The 20,293-nt window shown below is 58.4% G+C and carries 16 protein-coding genes; 6 read left to right on the forward strand and 10 right to left on the reverse strand.

Features of this window, described 5'->3' with window-relative positions; translation table 11 throughout:
- Positions 1–72 precede the first annotated feature (72 nt).
- Entirely contained in the window at positions 73–354 is a 282-nt protein-coding gene (locus D9N14_RS13170) for a hypothetical protein (RefSeq protein ID WP_290580387.1), read from the forward strand.
- 75 nt (positions 355–429) lie between these two features.
- Here D9N14_RS13170 and D9N14_RS13175 read toward each other — a convergent pair whose 3' ends face one another.
- Positions 430–1,725, reverse strand: coding sequence for a hypothetical protein (locus tag D9N14_RS13175; protein WP_290580389.1), 1,296 nt, complete (start codon positions 1,723–1,725; stop codon positions 430–432).
- 237 nt (positions 1,726–1,962) lie between these two features.
- Between D9N14_RS13175 and D9N14_RS13180 the strand changes: the two genes are divergently transcribed.
- Complete coding sequence (locus tag D9N14_RS13180; RefSeq protein WP_290580391.1) at positions 1,963–2,424, forward strand: acyl-CoA thioesterase; 462 nt, start codon at positions 1,963–1,965, stop codon at positions 2,422–2,424.
- On the opposite strand, the gene D9N14_RS13185 is transcribed toward D9N14_RS13180, so the two are convergent.
- The 4 genes from D9N14_RS13185 to D9N14_RS13200 all read right to left on the reverse strand — a co-directional run bounded on the left by D9N14_RS13185 (position 2,417) and on the right by D9N14_RS13200 (position 5,899).
- The gene (locus D9N14_RS13185; RefSeq protein ID WP_290580393.1) at positions 2,417–2,704 is read right to left on the reverse strand and encodes a putative quinol monooxygenase; all 288 of its coding nucleotides are present in this window, start codon (positions 2,702–2,704) and stop codon (positions 2,417–2,419) included. The genes D9N14_RS13180 and D9N14_RS13185 overlap by 8 nt on opposite strands.
- Positions 2,701–3,093: a VOC family protein gene (locus D9N14_RS13190; protein WP_290580395.1), complete on the reverse strand. Its 393-nt coding sequence runs from the start codon at positions 3,091–3,093 to the stop codon at positions 2,701–2,703. The genes D9N14_RS13185 and D9N14_RS13190 overlap by 4 nt, the downstream gene beginning before the upstream one ends.
- Positions 3,094–3,123: 30 nt before the next feature.
- The gene (locus D9N14_RS13195; RefSeq protein WP_290580397.1) at positions 3,124–4,587 is read right to left on the reverse strand and encodes a WS/DGAT/MGAT family O-acyltransferase; all 1,464 of its coding nucleotides are present in this window, start codon (positions 4,585–4,587) and stop codon (positions 3,124–3,126) included.
- Between the two features lie 169 nt (positions 4,588–4,756).
- Positions 4,757–5,899, reverse strand: a complete 1,143-nt coding sequence (locus tag D9N14_RS13200) for an alpha/beta hydrolase family protein (RefSeq protein ID WP_290580399.1) — start codon at positions 5,897–5,899, stop codon at positions 4,757–4,759.
- Positions 5,900–6,056: 157 nt separating this feature from the next.
- Between D9N14_RS13200 and D9N14_RS13205 the strand changes: the two genes are divergently transcribed.
- Positions 6,057–8,501, forward strand: a complete 2,445-nt coding sequence (locus D9N14_RS13205) for an efflux RND transporter permease subunit (protein WP_290580401.1) — start codon at positions 6,057–6,059, stop codon at positions 8,499–8,501.
- A gap of 17 nt (positions 8,502–8,518) precedes the next feature.
- Here D9N14_RS13205 and D9N14_RS13210 read toward each other — a convergent pair whose 3' ends face one another.
- Both D9N14_RS13210 and D9N14_RS13215 read right to left on the reverse strand, forming a co-directional pair.
- Complete coding sequence (locus D9N14_RS13210; protein ID WP_290580403.1) at positions 8,519–8,842, reverse strand: hypothetical protein; 324 nt, start codon at positions 8,840–8,842, stop codon at positions 8,519–8,521.
- Complete coding sequence (locus D9N14_RS13215; RefSeq protein WP_290580406.1) at positions 8,829–9,290, reverse strand: flavodoxin domain-containing protein; 462 nt, start codon at positions 9,288–9,290, stop codon at positions 8,829–8,831. The genes D9N14_RS13210 and D9N14_RS13215 overlap by 14 nt, the downstream gene beginning before the upstream one ends.
- 71 nt (positions 9,291–9,361) lie before the next feature.
- Here D9N14_RS13215 and D9N14_RS13220 point away from each other — a divergent pair, with 71 nt between their 5' ends.
- Positions 9,362–11,923 (forward strand): EAL domain-containing protein, encoded by a 2,562-nt coding sequence (locus D9N14_RS13220; protein WP_290580408.1) that lies wholly within the window; start codon positions 9,362–9,364, stop codon positions 11,921–11,923.
- 50 nt (positions 11,924–11,973) lie between these two features.
- Here the strand turns inward: D9N14_RS13220 and D9N14_RS13225 are convergent, their stop codons facing one another.
- Both D9N14_RS13225 and D9N14_RS13230 read right to left on the reverse strand, forming a co-directional pair.
- Complete coding sequence (locus D9N14_RS13225; RefSeq protein WP_290580410.1) at positions 11,974–14,643, reverse strand: beta-propeller fold lactonase family protein; 2,670 nt, start codon at positions 14,641–14,643, stop codon at positions 11,974–11,976.
- 216 nt (positions 14,644–14,859) lie between these two features.
- Positions 14,860–16,092, reverse strand: a complete 1,233-nt coding sequence (locus D9N14_RS13230) for an amidohydrolase family protein (RefSeq protein ID WP_290580412.1) — start codon at positions 16,090–16,092, stop codon at positions 14,860–14,862.
- Positions 16,093–16,390: 298 nt separating this feature from the next.
- Here D9N14_RS13230 and D9N14_RS13235 point away from each other — a divergent pair, with 298 nt between their 5' ends.
- Together D9N14_RS13235 and D9N14_RS13240 are read left to right on the forward strand one after the other, a co-directional pair.
- Positions 16,391–17,041 (forward strand): YopT-type cysteine protease domain-containing protein, encoded by a 651-nt coding sequence (locus D9N14_RS13235; protein ID WP_290580414.1) that lies wholly within the window; start codon positions 16,391–16,393, stop codon positions 17,039–17,041.
- Between the two features lie 51 nt (positions 17,042–17,092).
- Entirely contained in the window at positions 17,093–18,046 is a 954-nt protein-coding gene (locus tag D9N14_RS13240; protein WP_290580415.1) for an alpha/beta hydrolase family esterase, read from the forward strand.
- A 55-nt stretch (positions 18,047–18,101) separates the two neighbouring features.
- On the opposite strand, the gene katG is transcribed toward D9N14_RS13240, so the two are convergent.
- Entirely contained in the window at positions 18,102–20,288 is a 2,187-nt protein-coding gene (katG, locus tag D9N14_RS13245; protein WP_290580417.1) for a catalase/peroxidase HPI, read from the reverse strand.
- Positions 20,289–20,293 lie beyond the last annotated feature (5 nt).

Here is a 20,293-nt window from a genome sequence, read left to right on the forward strand (position 1 = left end):
GGCACGTACCCTGCTTTGTCTCCAGTGCAATCTGTTAAACCAACATAGCGTTCCCGTACAAGGAGTTTAGTGATGAGTTTACGAGACAGCCTGATTAACAAGTTTGAGTCCCAGATCGACAGTTGGGAAAAGCAACTGGAGTCGCTGGAAGCCGATGCCCGCGAGGAGAAAGCGGCCGCGAAAAACCAGCAGGCCGACGCGGACCTGAAACTCAAAGCCAAGGAAGAGGCAGACCGGCTGCGTAACAAGATTCGTCATGCCAGCAATAAGGTCGCGGAGCTGAAAGAATCCAGTGAGGACAAAATTCAGCAGATCAAACGCGACGTGGAAAGCTGGTTCAAACAGGCTTCATGATCCTGTCGGATTGATCCCCCCATTGGCACCCTCCCGGGTGCCTTTTTTATTTTTGCCGCAAAATCAAGAACGATGCTAATAGCCGAACAGGGATTGGCGCCGGACTGGCTCCGCTGCCGGTTGCGGTGCCTGGTAGGCAGGGCTGACCTGGGCGTTCTGGTTAGCAGACTTCATGTCCTGCAACTGTTCTGACAGGGCTTTGATCTGCTCGCTCAATGACTGCTCCAGTTGGCTCATGCGCTGGTCGATGGCCTGCTCCGCGGGCGCTGTGGCAGCGCTGGAGTCGGCTGCCACGGCCGTGTCGTCAGTTGCGGGTGTTGCTGCCACCAGGGATGGTTCCTGTTGCGCCGGCAGCGGCCGTTGCTTGGAGGCTTCCGTCAGCAATTGCAGTTGCTGCAGCAATGGGTGATCGCGCACGTCTGCGGCGCCCAGGGTAGTGCCCAGCTCAAACAGTTTGGTTTCCAGCAGGATCAGCCAACGTTCCATTTCCCGGCGGTCCATCGTACTCAGGTTGTGCATGTCAGTGGCCACCGCCCCGGCCACCGCGAAGGAGAATTCCGCGTTAGCCTTGGCTTGCAATACGGCGGCTTCATCCCTTGGGTTCTGGGCGATGACACCGTTGGCCTGGTTGAGGGCACCGATGGCGGCGCTGTAGCTCAATGGCGCAAAGCGATCCACAGTGCCGCCGTTGGCCCGGGCCAGGTTCTGGGTCAGGTCATTCAGGTAAAACCGCTGGGCGGCCGCAATTTCCAGCGAGCGCTGTTCTTTCAGCAGGCGGGGCAAACCCTGGCGCGCCGCTTCCGGGTTGCCATCGGCCACATACTCAATCAACCGCTGTTGTGTGCGCTCCAGTTCTTCGTATTCATCGGTAAAATGCGCCGGCGCCTGAAAGGTTTTCAGCCATACGAAGTTTTCATTGGCCGCACCGAAAATGGCGTCTGCCTGCTGTTTGTTGTTTTCCGCCTGGTCCAATGCCGTATTGGCTTTGGCAATCAGCGCCAGGGCTTGGTCACCCATGCTGTCGCCGAAGAACAGCGAGATGGAACGGTTGACGTTGTCGGGGTCTGCCTGGAATCGGTCCGAGTAGCGGCGGGCTTCGGCCAGGGCCTCTTTGGCCACGGCCATTTGCGTGGGCGCGTAGATGTCCACATTATTGGATTGCGCCACGGCCACCCGGGCCTCGGTGATCTTGAGGGCATCCATCACCTGTTGGATTTTTTGCTGATTACCGGTTTGCTGTTCCACTTGCTGGACCATCAGGGCACTGTGACTGGTACAGCCCGACAGCAGCAGACTCTGTGACGCCAGCAGCAACACAAAAAAGGTGGGCAAACGCAGACAATGGCGGGGGGATTTAACAGGAGCTTTCATGGCTGAGTCCTTCCTTAAACGCAACCTGGGTTAACGAGGTACCTGCAGCGAGGTATATACAGAAAGCCTAAGAAAGAATTCCCATCTGCGTCATAATAATGGGGACTTAAAATCCACAATCATATTGTCCAGCAGTATAATGAGTTATTTCAGTGGGTTGCTGGCTGGTGTTAAAGTGGCTTTTGTCTCTGGTGTGTTAGGCACTGAAAAATATTCAGGTTATGAGTGAGAAAACCGATGAGCGTCGTGTTTACCTATCTTTTAAAAGTCCGCTATTGTGAGTGCGATGCCCAGCAGGTGGTGTTCAATGCCCGTTATGGCGATTATGTGGATACGGCCTCCACCGAGTTTTTTCGGGCTGTGTTCGGCGACTATAAAAATCTGTTGGCCCGGGGCCTCGACTGCCAAGTGGTGAAACAGACCACCCAGTGGAAAACCTCTGCCCGTTTCGATGACGTGCTGGCCATTGCGGTGCGGGCAACTCAGGTGGGCACCAGTTCGTTCACCCTGGTGTTTGAGCTGCTGAATCACGCCACCGGTGCGACGGTGGCGCAATGCGAAACCGTGTATGTGATGGTGCACGCGGCGGACTTCACCAAGACGCCGGTGCCGGATGATATCCGGGAGCGTTTGTTGCAAGGTGCCCCCGGCGTCATCATCAATCACGCCGGGGTGCCGTTGGCAGACGCCTTCAGCTGATTTCAAAAAACTCCGATTCGGGCGCTCCAGCCAGGAACTCCGCCATGGCGTTCATGGAACCGGAAGCCCGCATTTTTTCGGCATAGGCATCATGCAGTTCCTTGCTTTGCCAGATTTCCGACAACACCACCTTGCCCGGGTTCTCGGTGCTGTGCAGCACCTCCACGCCTTCACAACCTTCGGCTGCGGCGATCCTGGATTTGGCGCCTTGCAGCAATTGCAGAAAACCGTCCACCTGATCCGGCTTAACCGGAAACTGAACCAGTAATTGAAAACTCATGATGGGTTACTCCCGCTGCGATGCATGGCACAGACTTTGTTGCCGTATGGGTCCCGTAAATAGGCCACGTACAGATTGCCGAAACCACCGGCGCGAAGCCCGGGGGGATCTTCGCATTCGGTACCACCGTTGGCCAGACCCGCCTGGTGCCAGGCGTCCACGGCCGCTTCATTCGCTGCCATAAACCCCACTGTGCCGCCGTTGGCGTGGGTGGCGGCCTGACCGTTGATGGGTTGGGTGATACCAAACACCCCTGTGGGTGTGACGTAAAAGCAGCGGCCCCTGTCGTCTATGTGGCCGGGCTTGTAGCCCAGGGCACCCAGGGTGGCGTCATAGAATGTTTTGGCTTTGCTGACATCATCTGCGCCAAACATTACATGGCTAAACATGGTGTGATTCCTTCTGTCGGGTTGGGTAAGTTAATTTTCCAGCGCCACCGTCGTCTCTTTTGCGGGGCGTTGAGCCGTGGTTGAGGTGGAGGATGCCGTCGGCGTAGAAGAGGGGCCTGGCGGTTGCATGGTGTCTTCCAGCTCCACCAGCGCGTCCTCCAGATACTTGAGCAAACGCTGCATCTGCGGCACGGTTTTGCGACAGGCGATGATACCCACATCCACAAAATCGTGGCGGCTGATCAGGGTAATATTGAGGGCTCCGTAATCCACCACCAGTGACGCCGGATACAGGCCACACAACTTGGCACCCTGCCAGTACATGGTGCGGCGCGGGCCGGGCACATGGGAGATGATGACGTTGCCCAGTACCGAATCGGGGGAGAAACCGGTGATGGCATTGAGCGCACCGGGCAGGAGCTTGATGGCACCGCTCACCAGGGATTGATCCGGAGACAGTTTGCGCAGGTGGGCCTTGTTGTAATCCATGCAGTTTTTGATGGCGACCATGCGCTGGAGGGCGTCGCTCAGGTGGGTGCCCAGATGGGCAAAGGTGAATGAGATTTCATTACTCAATTCGGAGTTGTCCCGTCGCACGGACACCGGCACTGCTGCCACCAGTGGCCGGTCCGGCAACTCATGCAGGTCCATCAGGTAGCGGCGCAGGGCGCCACCGCACATGGCCAAAACCACATCGTTCATGGTGGTCTGGTAGTGGTCGGCCACCGCTTTGATACGGGGTGTGGAATAGGATTGTGCGGCAAAGCGGCGGGTGGCGCTGACCTTTTGATTGAAGAGGCTGCGGGGGGCCTGGCCACCGAACACAAAATCCGGATTGCGGTTCCAGATGTCCTGGATGTTGCTGCGCACTTCTTTCAACACCGGAATCACCGAATTCACATGCTCCCGGGCCAGGGAGCGCAGCGCCGCCAGGCTACCGGTGGCGGGACTGGGCACCGGCAGGTTGCGGGTTCGGGATTTCTTGGTGGGCACTTCCCAGGGCGGTGGCAGCTCCAGTGAGGTGTCCAGATTGGTGGACATGGATTTCAATAGCAGGCGCATGCCGGCAACGCCGTCCATCAGGGCATGGTGCACTTTGATGTAGACGGCAAAGCGGCCGTCTTCCAGGCCTTCGATCAGATACAGGCGCCACAGCGGATAGGCCCGGTCCAGGTGCCCACAATGCACCCGCGATACCATGGCCAGCAGTTCCCGGATGCGGCCGGGTTTGGGCAGGGCCACATGGACAAAGTGGTGGGCCAGGTCAAAGTCCTTGGTTTCCTTCCAGTAGTGAATGCCGCGGCGTACCACTAACCGTTGATTGAACGGTGCCGCTGCCATATTGGATTGGCGCAGACGTTCAGTGAGTTTGCTGACAAAGTCCTTGGGCGCTTCGCCTTGGGGTTCGAACAACATCAGGGTGCCGATGTGCAGCGGTTGTCGACGACTTTCAAAACGCAAAAACGTGTCATCGATGAAGCCGAGTTTCTTCACTCAACGTTCCTCCTTGAGAGTGCAAATAAAGGCTGGTGCCAAAATTTATTAGAGTTATTTTGGAAGGAATACTCTATTGACTCATTGCCACACCCTGGCTGTCAACCGCAGGGTGTTGCCGGTTCCTGCCATCCGGCTTGACTGTTCAAGCGATTGAATTGCTGCTGCTTCAGTCGATAAAACCGATGTCCTGCAGAAACGCCTTTTTCACCTGATTGGTGTGTTGCTGTTGGCGCGGCAGGGCATGGGCGCCGGGGTGCCAATGCAATGCACACTGCCCCCAGTGTTGTTGCAGGGCTTCCGAATGGCGGGGGGTGGCCAGTTTGTCCCCCAGTCCGCCAATGATCAGCAGGCGCTCGGCGGGCAGCAAGGCCGGGCGCGATAACGGACTGTGGAAGGCGGTGGTGGCGCGCACCTCCTGCATGCTGACTTTGTACCAGCGCATGGCGGCCCTGATCATGGTGTCCAGGGGTTTCCATTCCATCATGGCGTCCGGCAGACTGATCAGCGGCACCATAGGAATGGCAAACTGAAAGCGATCCTCAAGCCCGGCCATCAGCGCCGTGGTATACCCCCCCAGACTCACACCGGTGATGCCGATCTGCTCCACTGCGCGGGATTGCAGAAAATCCACCAGGGTGCGGATATCGTAGGTGCTTTGCACCACCGCATGGTTCAGGGCGTCGATGCCGCGGGACATAAAATCCATGCCGCTGACGTTCTTGGCGCGGCGGCTGCGAGGGCCGTGATGGGGCAGGGTTTTCAGTATCACGTCACAACCCAGGTGATACAGAAAATGAGAGCCCAGATAGAAATCATTGACCTCCCACCAGGGCGCCAGGAATCCGTGCACCAGGATCACCGTGGGCCGTGGCTTGTCACCGTGGCGCCAGTACCAGGCCACCACTTCATCGTTGTTCTGGTGCGACTGATGGTTGATGGCCTCATACACCGACCGCCACTGCACCTGTTCGAAGATACCGCCTTCCACCCCTTTGGGGCGGGTGGGCTCGGAGACGGTGAAGGTGGGCATTGGGCGGGGTTGGTGGAAGATCTGTTCATCGCTGCCGCGATGGGAAGCGTGTTCGCCACGCAGGGTCTGCGCCAGGCTGGCACCGGGGTAGCTGGGAAAGCTGATGCCGGCCATCCAGGCAGACAGCCCGGTGCGAATGGCCAGGTCCACCATGGCAGTGAGGCTGGTGCCGGGATCGAACGGGACTTTGACCTGCTGGGGGCGACGGTAGAAGTCTTCCGGCAATTCGGCAATCCAGGGGGCTTGGGGGTAATTCTGGTTGAGCGCGGCAGACGTCATGGCAAGTGTCCTTGTGATGGGCTCCGTGATTGGATCAACCCACTAGATTTAATAATCAATCGGTGTGCCCAATTGGTCAATAGGCCATACGGCCTATTGACCAAACATTCGCCTCAACTCATTATGGAGCCTGAATAATTGGGGTCTTTTCAAACACATGTCTAACAAGAATAAATCCAACTGGAAAGCCCGCGTGGAGCGGGGGTTCGAATCTCTCGGTTTGTCCATGGGGCATCACCCCTGGATCTGGCTGCTCAGCTGCCTGCTGATTGTGGGGGTCATGTCCTCCCAGTTGCCGCACCTGGAACAGGACACCAGCATTGAAGGCTTCCTGGAGAAAGGCTCACCGGAAATCCAGCTCTACGATCACTTCAAGGAAACCTTCGGTCGCGATGAAGTGTTCATCATCACCATTGAAGTGGACGATATTTTCAACCACACCTTCACCGGGCAGTTGCATGCCTTGCATCGCCACCTGGAGGACGAGGTGCCCTATGTGGACACGGTGGATTCGTTGGCGAATGCCCGTTACACCTATGGGGCGGACGATACCCTCTACATCGAAGAATTGTTGCCGGAGACCCTGCCCACCGACCCTGCAGAACTGCAGGCGCTCAAAGACTATGTCCTGAACAGCGACAACTATCGCAACTTTTTGATTTCCCCCGATGGCAAGATGGTGGCCATGCTGGTGCGCCTGGATTCCTTTCTGCACAGCCAGAATGCCCAGGGTGAGTGGCAACGGGGTTACCTGGGTGAGAAGGAATCCGGCGAGGCGGAAGTCAAAATACAAAGCATTCTTGATCAGTACCGGGGTGTGATGTCGGATCAGATCCGTTTGACCGGCAGCATGCCCATTGCCATGATGCTGTCGAAAATTCTGGAGCGGGACTTCACAGTGTTCTCCGCTTTGGGCAATCTCATCATCGGCATTCTGTTGTTCATTATTTTTCGGCGTTGGTCCGGTGTCTTCATGCCGTTGCTGGCCATGACCCTGGGGGTGTTGGTGACATTGTCGCTGATGGCCATCTTCGGTACACCCATGCAGGTGAGCACTTCGATTCTGCCGGCGTTTCTGTTGGCGGTGTGTGTGGGGGACAGCATCCACCTGCTGACCATGTTCTACCGCAATTACGATGCCGGCGACGAAAAAATTCACGCCATGGCCGCCGCCATGGGGCACACCGGCCTGCCCATGTTTTTCACCAGCATCACCACCGCCGCCGGTCTTGCCTCGTTCGCCACTTCGGATCTGACGCTGGTGGCGGCCTTGGGTATTTACGGCGCCCTGGGTTCGCTGATTGCCTTCCTGCTGACCATTTTTATCCTGCCCAGCCTGATTGCCATCCTGCCCATCAAGCGGCGTCCGCTTACCGTGGAATCCAATCGGGGTTTGCAACCCATTCTGGCCTGGTCGGCCCGGGTCTCCACCCGGCACCCCAAATGGATTGTGGGCACGGGGCTGACATTGCTGGTTGGAGCGGTGGCCATTGCCAGCCAGATTCAGTTTTCCCATCACCCCCTGGCCTGGTTACCGGAGGATAACGAAGCTCTGCAGGGCATCAAGAATTACGAACAGCACATGGGGTCCACCATCAACTTTGAAATTCTGCTGGATACCGGCAAAGACCGGGGCGTAATCAATGCGCCGTTATTGCAGACGCTGGACAAGGTGCAGCAGGAAATCGTCACCTGGCAGGGGGAGCACTGGAGCATCACCAAAGCCATCAGCGTGGTGAACATCATCAAGGAATCCAACCGTGCTTTGCACGATAATGATGAAACCCAGTACGCCGTGCCGGATGATCCGGCGTTGATCAGCCAGGAACTGTTCCTGGTGGAGCTGGACGAACCGGATGACATTCTCAACGTGGTGGACAAGGGGTATCAGGTGGCGCGGCTGACGGTTACCACACCCTGGTTTGATGCGATCTATGCCCAGGAAGTGGTGGAAAAAGTACAAGCCTATCTGCAGGCGGAAATGGCGCCCCACGACGTGGTGGTCAGCTTCACTGGCGTGGCGCCGATTCTGGGGGTCACTTTCGGTAAGATGTTGATCTCCACTGCGGAAAGTTATGGCATTGCTGCGGTCATCATTACGCTGATGATGATTCTGTTGATCGGCAATCTGAAGCTGGGCCTGCTCAGCATGATTCCCTCCCTGTTGCCGATTCTGATTATCCTGGCGGGATTGCACCTGGCCGGGGTGCGGTTGGATATGCTCACCATGCTGGTGGGGTCCATCGCCATCGGGCTCACCGTGGACGACAACATTCACTTCATGCACAGCTTCCGCCGTATCTACCTGAAGACCGGTGATCCCGCCCACGCGGTGGAGGCCACGTTGCTCTCCACCGGCCGGGCCATGTTGATCACATCCATTGTGTTGAGCGTGGGCTTTTCCATCTATACCCAGTCGTTGATGTCGAACATGGTGATCTTTGGTATTACCACTGCTGGCTGCATTGTGTTGGCACTGGTGGCCACCTATCTGCTGGCACCGGCGTTGATGGTGTTGGCCAACAAACAATGGCACCAGCAGCGGCCCGGTCACGAACAGGACAGTCACGACCGAAAATCCAGTGATCATGAGCGAGCCTGAGTCGGGGCGCGATGGGGTTACAGCGTTTGCGCCTGCTGATAAGACCAGGTGATGAGTTGCTTCAGCAGTTCGCCGTCAAAATTTTCCACCCGTTCAATAGTGAGCCAATGCTCATCGGGCTGCTCCTTAACCTGGCGTACCCTGGGCGGGTCCGGCAGTTCCACATAGTGTTGTGGCGTCACCCGCAGGGTGAATTGCCATTGAATCGGCGCTCCGGTTTGGAAGTAACCGAAGGTATTGGAATCCACCGTCAGGGCAAAGGCGGTGCCGGATGGCGTCAGCAGCTTGCGCTCTGCCTTGGGCAGCGCCAGGCAGAATTTCATGACATCAATGTAGTTCATGGTGAAAATGATTTACCCAGTCTTTGGCCCAGAGTGCCGCGGCAAAATGCGGTCGCTCTTCCACCTGGGCGTCGATGGTCAGCAGTTCACCCACGCGTCTGGCACCGGAACGATAGAGTGCATCCTCCAGCAGAAAGCCGGCGTGGGCAAAGCGCGGATAACCCCGGTCCCCCAATGCGATGACGCCGTAATGGCGCCCGGATAGATCCAGCACTTCATGATCCAGTGCGGAATACACCGGATAAAGGTTGCGGGGAATCTCGCCGTTGCCGGTGGTGGAGCAACACACCAGTAAGATTTCGGCAGGGTCGCGCAGCAGGTCCTGAGGGGTGGCTTCCTCATTCACCTGGGTGTGGTGACCCAGCCGGTCCATAATGACGGCTGCGGACTGCGCTGCTTTCCAGGCACTGCCCTGCACGGTGCCGACGATGATCTGTATCTTAGCCATGACCACAGTCCAGCAATATGCGCACCAGCTGAAGCATTTTCGTTGGGCCTGAATAAAGCCAATGAAATCAGATGGATGCCCTATGGGTGCAGATGAATGCTGCCAAACCGGGGTGTACGGATGCCGACATTGCCGTTGTTCGGTTGCAGGGTTTGCCTCATGGATTAAGATTCTGGTATGGACATGACGTGATAAGGCAGTTTATGGAAGCCGGGAAAGTTCTGATTGTAGAAGATGAAAATATTGTCGCGCTGGATATGCGACAACGACTTACCAAATTAGGGTATGAGGTGGTGGGGACGGCCTCTTCGGGCAAGCGTGCCCTGGAGCTGGTGGAGAAACACAGCCCGCACATCATCCTGATGGACATCCATATCAAGGGCAGCCAGGATGGCATCGAGGTGGCGCAGGCCATCAAGCAGACCCACCGCATTCCCATTATTTTCCTCACCGCCTATTCCGAGGACTCCATTCTGGCCCGGGCCCGGCAGTCGGAACCCTATGGCTACCTGTTGAAACCTTTCACGGAGCGGGAATTGCACGTGGCCATCCAGGTGGCCCTGGATAAACACGGCTTTATTCAGCAGCTGGCCCATCGGGAGGCGCACCTGAAGCTGGCGGTCAACGCGGCCCAGCTCAGCACCTGGGAAACCGACGTCAATGCGGGTGCGATCATTATGGGGTATTCCGCTGTCCAGGCGTTGCAGGAACTGACCTGGCCGCAATTGGAAGCCACCATTGTGGCGTCCGACCGGGACCGGGTGCGTCAGGGACTGGCCCGGTTGCAACGACATCCCCACAGTGAACTGGACCTGGAATTCCAGATGCAGGCCCAGAATCAAGCTCAAACCCAGGCCCGCCGCTGGTTTCGCTTATGTGGCAAGTCGTTCAGTTCCGGCCGCACACCGGTTCGGGTGGTAGGCGTGTTGCAGGAAGTGACAGAGCAGAAGCGGGCGCGGGAAAAACTCCTGCAGGCGGACATTGCCTTCCGTTGCAGTGTAGACGGCATCGTAGTGCTGAATCGGGCGCGGCGGATTGAAAGTGTGAATCAATCGTTCCTGCGCATTACCGGCAGCCGGGAAGCCGATTGCGTGGGTTCGGAGCTGGCCCTGATCAGTGAAAAAAACCTGGGGGCGGGTACCTATGCTGCCCTGTGGGAGAGTCTGCATACCGACGGCAGTTGGCAGGGGGAGGCGCGTTTTCACGATGCCCACAACCGCCTGATCCACGCCCTCATCAATATTGGCCTGGTGCCGGATCCGGACATCAGTGAGATTCAATACGTGGTGGTGGTATCGGACATCACTCCCATTCGTCATGTGCAGAAAGAGCTGGCCCATGCCGCTTATTATGACGCTTTGACCGGGCTGCCCAATCGTCACCTGTTTTATGACCGGCTGGATACCTGTTTGTCCCAGGCCAGTCGACGCAAGTTTGTGGTGGGCTTGATGTATCTGGACCTGGATCAGTTCAAGTGGGTGAATGATACCCTGGGCCACCAGATGGGAGACGATTTTTTGCGGGCGGTGGCCCTGCGGTTGCGCTCGGTTCTACGTTCCTGTGACACCCTGTGCCGCTGGGGCGGCGATGAGTTTACCATCATTGTGCATCAGGCGGATTCGACCGAAGAGCTGGAGGCGCTGGCGAGAAAATTACTGACGGTGCTGGCGCGCCCACTGCGCATCGGCAACAGCCTGGAAGTGGTGCCTCGCGCCAGCATTGGCATCAGTCTGTTTCCGGAACATACCCGGGATCGGGATGAAATGGTGCGGATGGCGGACATTGCGATGTACTCCGCCAAGAAAGACAGCACGGCGAGCTTTGCCTTTTTCCAACCGTTTATGTCGACCCAGGTGGCGGCCCATTTCAATCGGGAACAGGAGCTGCACCGGGCCCTGAAAGAAGATGAACTCAGGCTCTTCTATCAACCCCAGTTTGACAGTGACAGTGGTGCCTTGGTGGGTGTGGAGGCGCTGATCCGTTGGCAGCATCCGCTGGAAGGTTTGTTGGGTGCCGGCGAGGTTATCCCGTTCGCGGAATCCAGTTCCCTGATCCTGGAAATAGGCAAGTGGGTGTTCAACGAAGTGTGCCGGCAACTGGCATGCTGGCTTGCAGACGGTTTTGATCCCAAGCGTATTTCGATCAATGTCTCAGCCCGGCAGCTGGAAGATCGGGAATTTGGGTGTTGGGTCAGCAATACAGTCGAACAGCACCAGGTGTCCTATCGCTATCTGGATGTTGAAGTAACAGAATCCTGCCTGCAGGACAATGAAACCGGGATCAGTAATCTGTTCTGGTTGCGGGACAAAGGCGCCAACATCAGCATTGACGATTTTGGTACCGGTTATTCCTGTATGCAGTCGCTCAAATCGTTGCCGATCACAGCGTTGAAAATCGACCAGGCCTTTGTGCGCTGCGTGCACCGGGATGAAAGTGACAAAGCCATCTGCAATGCGATCATTGCGTTGTCCAGTCAATTGGGTCTGCGCACCATTGCCGAAGGCGTTGAAACCGAGGCCCAGGCGGAGTTTCTGCGCCGCGCCGGGTGCAACGAACTGCAGGGTTTCTTACTGGGCAAACCGCAGCCGGTAAGTGCGGTCACGCCACTGTTACCACGCAGCAGGCCGGATTGAAAAACAATCCGGCCTGTCTGGTTTTGGTGTTGCCCTTGTTTCAAATCACCTTAGTAGAAGGGAGACGTTTCACCATCAATTGAGAGCACAAAGGCCTTCAGGTATTCCAGGTCCGCCCCATTGCCCATTGCCTCGGCGATGGTCTGGCCGCCGGCATCCGGCAAGCGGTGGCGGTTGAATACTTCGTCCAGGGTTTCGGCGCTGCCATCGTGGAAATACGGTGCGTGGTAGGCCACACCCAACAGGGACGGCGCGTTGAAGCCGGCACCACCCAGCGCGGCAAAACCTTGAGTTGATTGCGGGCTTACCGCCACCCCTTCGTTGGGATCACCGGCTACCGAGATCACGCCCCCGCCAATGGCCCCGGCACCGCGCAGCTCCAGTGGATTGGCGCTGTCCAGGGTGCCCACGTCATCCAGAAAACGCAGCGTGTCTCCATTCAGCGCCAGGGCGATGATCTGGGGGCCACCCACCGTCAGGTTGGCATCCAGCGCCGGCTCCCGGCCCTGGGCAAAGAAATTGGCGCCCAGCGGATCGTTGTTGAAGGTGGGGTTGTTCTGATAATGCCGGATCGAACTTTTCGTCCACTTGTCACCACCGTGACAGGCGCTGCAGTTGGCGTCGAACAGGGGGCGACCATATAGCTCCGCGTCGGCCTCTGCGCTCGGCATGATGGGCGCACGCACCGCTCCGGCCACCCAATCGGTCATGGCATCCAGGGCGTCACTGATACCGCCGGTGGGGCCATGGTTGAAGATCTCGGCTGTGCGGTTAACTCCGTCCACATCGGTGGCGTGACCGATGCCGCCCTGTACCCCGCGGGAATTGTTGTTGAAGTCGGTGACGCTGCCGCGTACGGCGTTCCAGTTCAGGATCCGTTGATCCGCCCGATTGAGCTTGGAGAAGGTGCCTTCCAGGGCGATGGTCTGGCGGGGGCCGGTGGGGAAGATCCAGGTAACGTTGTCGCTGTGGCCATCATCATGACAGGAGGCGCAGCTGCTCCAGGCGTTATCGGAGGCCTTGCCGCGGAAGGCGAGGGGCTCGATATCCCGAATCGCCACATCAAAGTGACCGTCCGCGTTCAGGTCCAGCGAATCCGGAATACCCAGAGCCGTGAAGAACGCCAGTTTCCCCACAATGCTGCGGTGTTTGGCGGTGCCGGGTGCCGGTGGCGCGCTGGAGGAGATGTCCCGTTGCAGGACGCTGTTGGTGGTCAGGTCCAGTGCCGTGACGGAAGTGCTGACTTCGTTGTTGGTATACGCCCGCGTGCCGTCGCGACTCATGACCACACCGGTGGGAATATTGCCGGTCTGGAAGCGGGTGACGCCGCTGGGTGCACCGATGTCCAGGGTGCCGTCCGGTGCCACACTGGCGCGCACCACATAGTTGCCACCCCGGCTTACCATCAGAAAATCATTGCCCTGGGCATTGGCATCGATGGCCACCAGTTCGTTACCGAACAACCGATCCAGAGATGTGGTGGGGTCTGCCGGCTGGGCCTCGGTTTTGATCTGGTTGTTGAGGTTGGTGGTGGCCTGGTGCCCCGTGCGGGTGTCCAGCGTGGTCACCAGCGCCTGCACGTTCAGGTTGAACTTCACCGGCGGCTCCGGTGAGGCACCCACGTTGGGAAGGTACAGATTCCTATCCCGCAGCACGGCGCTGAACAACTGATTGGGGTAGGCCCCTTGCAGGGTTCTCGCAATGACACCGTCGGCAGCGGCATCCTCACTGCTGGTGTCCGGGCAGAACACATCACTGGCCAGAGCGGCGGCGCCATCGCCGTCACCGTTAACGCCGGAATTGAAAAACACCGTGGCACCCTGGTCCTGCAGAATGTCCCGGGTGTTTTGGCAGAAAGCCCGACGGTCGGCATTGAAGCCGCTGTTGTCCAGGGGCGCGATGGTGTAGTGGGCCACGCCGGGGTGAGATGTGAGGGCCGCCTGCACACCAAAGTAATCGACCACACCCTGCTTGGCGTCGTTAAAACCATCGGGCCGATTGTCGGGGTCGATCACCTCGGAAAAAAAACGGGTCACATACACCACTTCGTCGTGATCGTCGGTATCCCCGTCGTTACTGATGCTCACTGCCATGGGGTGGCCGCCCACCGCCACGTTGTTGATGACCGCGTTGCTGTGCAGATCGATCACCGACACGCTGCCGGCGGTATGGTTGGCAACAAAGGCGTATTGCCCGTTGGGGCTGATGGCGATGCCGCGGGGTTCTGTGCCCACCGCAATCGGGTGTCCCAGCAGGCTGGGCGTTGCGCCACTGAGGTCGATCACGCTCACGGTGCCGTCCACAGCATTGGTGACATAGGCCCGTTGGTCATCCGGTGTCAGGGCCAGGTAGCGGGGTTCCTGACCCACGCTGACCTCGGCCACTTTCGATTCGGTGTCCTGACCCTGATCATCCTTCACCTGCAGCACAGAAACACTGTTGTTCTGGCGATTCACCACCACCAGGTAACGGTCGTCGGAGGTGAGGGCGATGTTGGTGGAGCGGCTGGGTAAGGCAGCGTTGGCACGGGGTTGATCCGCGCCACGGCCGTCGTCATTGTTGCCACCACCTCCGCCACCGCCGCAGCCGAACAGCAGGCTGGTGGAGGTGCAAAGACACAGGAACAAATGCCTGGCGCGGGGCCGGCTGCTGGACAAGCGTGGCGCTTCAGCTGTGAAGCGGGCGCCACGACGGTGGTGGCGGTGTGACCCAAATAACATAACGTTCTCCCTGAATTGGTATTGGCATAGAGGCTGACAAACCGGGTTGTCGAAGGAGATACGCCCAGGGGGAGAAAAGAGTTGCACCGTTGTGGTGTGAATTTTTCACAGTCCGGCAGGTGGGAAGTAAAAGTGTGCAGTGCGAGGGGCGGGCTGGGTCGCGGGACAAGCTGAAAGGTGAGTAACCTGAACCCGTCCCCTCACACTGCAAGGAGGTTAGCCGTTGGCGCGCTTGGCCTGCGCTTCCTGGGGGACCAGATCCAGCAGCTTCATCATGTTGGTGCGCATGATTTTATCTTTGTCCTCAGCGCTCAAACCGCTCAGGCATTCCACCCAGTCGGCCGGGCGCACCAGCCCTTCCGGGTGGGGCCAATCGCTGCCGAAGATAACGTGATCCACACCCACCAGGTCAATCAGTCGCTGCGGGTTTTCTTCAAAGTGCGGGTGGAACCACACGTGCTCGCGGATGGTGTCATGAGGGTGACGGGTGAACAGTTGCGGCGCCATGTTGTAGACGTGGGCCATGCGCTCCCATAAGGGATAGAGCCAGGCCACACCGGTTTCCACGTAACATACCTTGAGGTTGGGGTGACGGTCGAACACGCCGTGGCACACCAGGCCCGCCAGGTTATGGCCCACGGTGGCCTGGTTCAGGTCCATCACCAGTTCCAGCGGGTCGGTTTTCTTGAAGGGCTGGTATTCACCCTGCAGGCCCAGCTCGCTGCGCTGGTGACGCTCGTACATGTCGTACACGCCGTTGTCGGAATTATGGAAGGTGATGATGACGTTGTTGGCGGCGAGCAATTCATAGATCGGATCGAACTCCGCCGATCCCATGCCACGGGGGCCACGAATGCCCGGCACAAACGAGGGCCGCATCAATACCACCTTGGAACCCTTGGAGACAATCCAGCGGGCTTCTTCCAGGGCTTTTTCCGCATCCATCAGAGTGATCACCGGCGTGGCAAAGAACTGGCCATCCTCACCAAAGCCCCATTCATCCAGCATCCACTGATTCAGGGAGTGGATCATGGCGTGACACAGATCCGGATCTTCGTACATATGACCTTCCACCACCGAGGCCAGGGTGGGGAACATTAGGGTGCCGCACAGGCCGTGTTCTTCCAGCAATTCATAGCGCTTGGGGGTTTTGACCCGGTATTCGGGGATGCAGCGCTGCACCTGCATAAAGTCACGATAGGACTTGCCTTCGGGGTTGTTGCCTTTCAGGTATTCCACGGTGCTGCCGGGGGCCGCCACCACTTCAAAGGTGGGATTGGGAATGTAGTCTGACAGCTTTCCGTTCACCATCATTTTGGTCTTGCCGTCGATTTCGATGAAACGCAGGGCTTTTTTATAGCGCTCCGGCAGATAGCGCAGAAAGGATTCTGCAGATTCGTAAAAATGATTATCACAATCAAAATACATTGGGTTGGCGGGCATGGACATAGTTCTTATAGCTCCTGCGTTTATTCCATAATCAACAGTGTTGTATAGTTCGGTTACTGTAGCGGCCCCGCAACGGGCTGGCTTTGACTTAGGTCATGAAATGCCGCATTTGCTTACGTGGCGCCGCTGCTTTCCCTGCACACACTGCCCTTCGAGCGTTGAGTAGCCCGTTGATTTTGTGACTTTTTCACGTTCACCCAGCGCAACCATTTTCCCACCCGCTGCGTAAGTAGAACCGAGGATCGAATCCTGGTGAGGTCACCGGGATCGAATTAACTGTTCTATCAGGAGAAGAAAAATGCCCAATCGCGCTTATGCACTGAACGACGTTGAACAACTGGTCGACAACTATCACGGAGTCTGTACCTGGGATTTCAGTCAGGGCCTGCCCCTGGACTTTATCGCCGGCCCGGCAGGAAATGGGATCTGTCTGGCGCTATCCTGCCATTGGATCAAGTATCACGCGCTGGATGATTCGCTGGTCAATCATCTGGGCGGTATCTGGAACCCCGCCAATCGAACCTATATCCAGTTCAATCACCAGGAGTACCAGCGCATCGCCCAATGGCAGCGGAACCTGGAGCGCTTTCCCGACTGGATCATGGGCTACCAGAACTGGCTGCGCAATCAGGGCCTGGGGGTGAACCGGGGTACCACGGTGCCCATGAGTGCGTCGGCACTGCGCACGGAACTGGAGCGGATTCATGGCGGCTATGCCATGATTATTCTGAAGAGCCGCAATGTGCGGGAATCCCATGCCATTGCGGTTTACATCGGGGAACAGGGGGGGGATGCCTGTTTCTTTGATCCGAATTTTGGTGAATACTGGTTCCCGAATCGCGATGACTTTTTCTTCTTCCTGCATTTGTTCGCGAACTTCGTGTATCACCGTAATCACCGAGACAACGTCGGGTTTGACAGCCATGAAATCATTCGGGTTTGGAGATAGCGTCATTTGATACAACGGCTCAGCGCGCTGGGAATCCTTTGGCTTTGTTGGGTGGCCACCGGCTGCACGGCGGCGCAGTCGCTGACGGCGGACCATGCTCCGCAGCAATCCGGGCGTCATAGCCTGAGCCTGACGGTGGATGGCCTTGAGCGCAGTATCGTGCTGCAGCTGCCCAAGCAATACGACGGCACCGATGCCAGCGGGGTAAGGCTCTGGCCGCTGGTGGTGGTGTTGCACGGTGGCGGCGGCAGTGCCAAGTCCACCCTGTGGGAAACCGGGTGGGCCGATAAAGCGGAACAGGCGGGGTTTATCGCAGTATTCCCCAATGCCGCGGCCCGTAATCCCCAGCGCCGCAGTAGTTTCGCCCTCAATCCGCAATTGTGGAACGATGGCTCGGAGCGCTTCTATGAGGGCCAGGCGGCGGTGGACGACGTACGCTTTCTGGATGCTCTGATCACACAATTGTCCCGGCTCTATCAGGTGGACCCGGGCCGCATCTACCTCACCGGTTTTTCCAACGGCGCCTCCATGAGTTTTTTGGCCGCCGCCCGGCTGCCGCACCGGTTTGCCGCCATTGCGCCGGTGGCCGGGGCCTGCTGGATTGAACCGGGCCGCCTGCGCCCGCCGGTGTCCATGCTGTACATCACTGGCACCGACGACCCCCTGAACCTGATTGAGGGCGGTGCTCCCAGGCTTGCCACCGGCAAAGCGGATGCGGTGCGCTCCAAACCCAAGCCGCCGGTGCGGGAGTCCATTCTCAAATGGGTGCGGGCCCTGGGCATGCCCGAGCAGCCGTACTCGGTCACCCGCGATGACGGTGTCAGCACGGAAAGGTATGGGCAGAAAAACAGCGCGGTGGAAGTGCGGTATGTGGCGGTGGAAGGATTGGGCCACACCTGGGCCGGTGGGCGCAGCATTTTACCGCAGTTCATGGTGGGGGCCACGTCCGACAAGATCAATGCCACCGACCTGATATGGGAATTCTTTCAGCTGCATAGCAGATGAGAACGACGGCACACCGGTGGTAACCGATGTGCCGTCGAGGCGGTTCATTGCAAGGTTATTTCAGGTCGAAGCGGTCCGCGTTCATCACCTTGGTCCAGGCGTTGACGAAATCCATCACGAACTTTTCCTTGGCGTCATCCTGGGCGTACACTTCCGCATAGGCGCGCAGGATGGAGTTGGAACCGAACACCAGGTCCACCCGGGTGGCGGTCCACTTCACAGCACCGCTCTTGCGTTCCTGCAGTTCGTACAGGTTGTTTCCCGCCGGCTTCCACTGGTAGCGCATATCCATCAGGTTAACGAAGAAGTCGTTGCTGAGGACGCCCACCCGATCGGTGAACACGCCGTGGGCCGTGCCGCCATGGTTGGTGCCCAGCACCCGCATACCACCCACCAGCACGGTCATCTCCGGAGCGGTGAGGCCCATCAGTTGGGTGCGGTCCAACATCAGTTTTTCCGCCGCCACGTCATAGTCTTGTTTCAGCCAGTTGCGGAAACCGTCATGAATCGGCTCCAACACGGCAAAGGCCTCCACATCGGTCATGGCGTCGGTGGCGTCACCGCGTCCGGAGGCGAAGGGCACGGTCACGTTGACCCCGGCATCCCGAGCGGCTTTCTCTACGGCCGCGCTGCCACCCAGCACGATTAGGTCGGCCAGGCTCACCGGCTTGCTGAGTCCGGACTGAATGTCTGCCAGCACACCCAGGACTTTCTGCAGCCGTTGCGGTTCATTGCCGACCCAGTCTTTTTGCGGAGCCAGGCGAATGCGGGCACCGTTGGCGCCGCCACGGTGGTCAGAGCCGCGGTAGGTGCGGGCGCTGTCCCAGGCGGTGGCCACCAGTTCTGCCACGCTGAGTCCGCTGGCCAGGATCTTGGCTTTCAGGTCATTGATCTCGGCATCACTCAGGGTGTAATCCACCGCCGGAATCGGGTCCTGCCAGATCAGGTCTTCGGCCGGCACTTCCGGCCCCAGGTAGCGGCTTTTCGGGCCCAGGTCGCGGTGCGTGAGTTTGAACCAGGCGCGGGCAAACACCTCGGAGAAATAAGCCGGGTCCTTGTAGAAACGCTCGGATATTTCCCGGTAGATGGGATCTTTGATCATGGCCATGTCCGCGTCGGTCATGATCGGGTTGTACTTGATACTGGGGTCTTCCACATCAACCGGTTTGTCTTCCTCTTTGATGTTGATGGGCTCCCACTGCCAGGCCCCGGCGGGGCTCTTTTTCAGCTCCCAGTCGTAGCTGAACAGCATGTGGAAGTAGCCGTTGTCCCACTGGGTGGGGTGCGTGGTCCAGGCGCCTTCGATGCCACTGGTGACGGTATCGCGGCCAAAGCCCTTGCCCTTGGGGTTGTGCCAGCCGAAGCCCTGTTCGGCGACGTCCGCACCTTCCGGTTCCGGGCCCAGTTTGGAGGCATCGCCGTTACCATGGGCTTTACCCACGGTGTGGCCACCGGCGGTCAGCGCCACGGTTTCTTCATCGTTCATGGCCATGCGGGAGAAGGTGAGGCGGATGTCTTTGGCGGTTTTTAATGGGTCGGGATTGCCGTCCACCCCTTCCGGGTTCACGTAGATCAGACCCATGTGGGAGGCGGCCAACGGATTGTCCATGGCATCCCGGTCTTCGGCATAGGCGCGCTCGGAGCCTTTGCCCAGCCATTCCTGCTCCGAGCCCCAGTCGATGTCTTTTTCCGGGTGCCAGATGTCGGCGCGGCCGCCGGCGAAGCCGAAGGTTTTCAGGCCCATGGATTCATAGGCGACGTTGCCCGCCAGGATCATCAGATCGGCCCACGACAGGCGGTTGCCGTATTTTTTCTTGATGGGCCACAACAGGCGGCGGGCCTTGTCCAGGTTGACGTTATCCGGCCAGCTGTTCAACGGTGCGAAACGCTGGTTGCCGGTACCACCGCCACCGCGGCCGTCGGCGATCCGGTAAGTACCCGCTGAGTGCCAGGCCATGCGGATCATCAGACCGCCGTAGTGACCCCAGTCTGCCGGCCACCAGTCCTGGCTGTCGGTCATCAGTTGGGTGAGGTCTTGTTTGACCGCCGCCAGATCCAACTTCTTGAACTCCTCGGCGTAGTCGAACTCCGCCCCCAGGGGATTGGGTTTGGTGTCATGCTGATGCAGGATATCCAGGTCCAGGGCCTCGGGCCACCAATCGGTACTGGTTTTACCGGCAGAGGTGCTGCCGCCGTGCATCACGGGGCATTTGCCGGCAGAGTTGTTCGAGTTGTTGTTCATAGCAA

Origin of the sequence: Ketobacter sp., from assembly GCF_003671495.1 — a bacterium.
Taxonomy (GTDB): Bacteria; Pseudomonadota; Gammaproteobacteria; order Pseudomonadales; family Ketobacteraceae; genus Ketobacter.

Coding starts and splice junctions, on each gene's coding strand:
- D9N14_RS13170 (WP_290580387.1), top strand. CDS start 73: ATGAGTTTACGAGACAGCCTGATTAACAAGTTTGAGTCCCAGATCGAC.
- D9N14_RS13175 (WP_290580389.1), bottom strand. CDS start 1,725: ATGAAAGCTCCTGTTAAATCCCCCCGCCATTGTCTGCGTTTGCCCACC.
- D9N14_RS13180 (WP_290580391.1), top strand. CDS start 1,963: ATGAGCGTCGTGTTTACCTATCTTTTAAAAGTCCGCTATTGTGAGTGC.
- D9N14_RS13185 (WP_290580393.1), bottom strand. CDS start 2,704: ATGAGTTTTCAATTACTGGTTCAGTTTCCGGTTAAGCCGGATCAGGTG.
- D9N14_RS13190 (WP_290580395.1), bottom strand. CDS start 3,093: ATGTTTAGCCATGTAATGTTTGGCGCAGATGATGTCAGCAAAGCCAAA.
- D9N14_RS13200 (WP_290580399.1), bottom strand. CDS start 5,899: ATGACGTCTGCCGCGCTCAACCAGAATTACCCCCAAGCCCCCTGGATT.
- D9N14_RS13205 (WP_290580401.1), top strand. CDS start 6,057: ATGTCTAACAAGAATAAATCCAACTGGAAAGCCCGCGTGGAGCGGGGG.
- D9N14_RS13210 (WP_290580403.1), bottom strand. CDS start 8,842: ATGAACTACATTGATGTCATGAAATTCTGCCTGGCGCTGCCCAAGGCA.
- D9N14_RS13215 (WP_290580406.1), bottom strand. CDS start 9,290: ATGGCTAAGATACAGATCATCGTCGGCACCGTGCAGGGCAGTGCCTGG.
- D9N14_RS13220 (WP_290580408.1), top strand. CDS start 9,362: ATGGATGCCCTATGGGTGCAGATGAATGCTGCCAAACCGGGGTGTACG.
- D9N14_RS13225 (WP_290580410.1), bottom strand. CDS start 14,643: ATGTTATTTGGGTCACACCGCCACCACCGTCGTGGCGCCCGCTTCACA.
- D9N14_RS13230 (WP_290580412.1), bottom strand. CDS start 16,092: ATGTCCATGCCCGCCAACCCAATGTATTTTGATTGTGATAATCATTTT.
- D9N14_RS13235 (WP_290580414.1), top strand. CDS start 16,391: ATGCCCAATCGCGCTTATGCACTGAACGACGTTGAACAACTGGTCGAC.
- katG (WP_290580417.1), bottom strand. CDS start 20,288: ATGAACAACAACTCGAACAACTCTGCCGGCAAATGCCCCGTGATGCAC.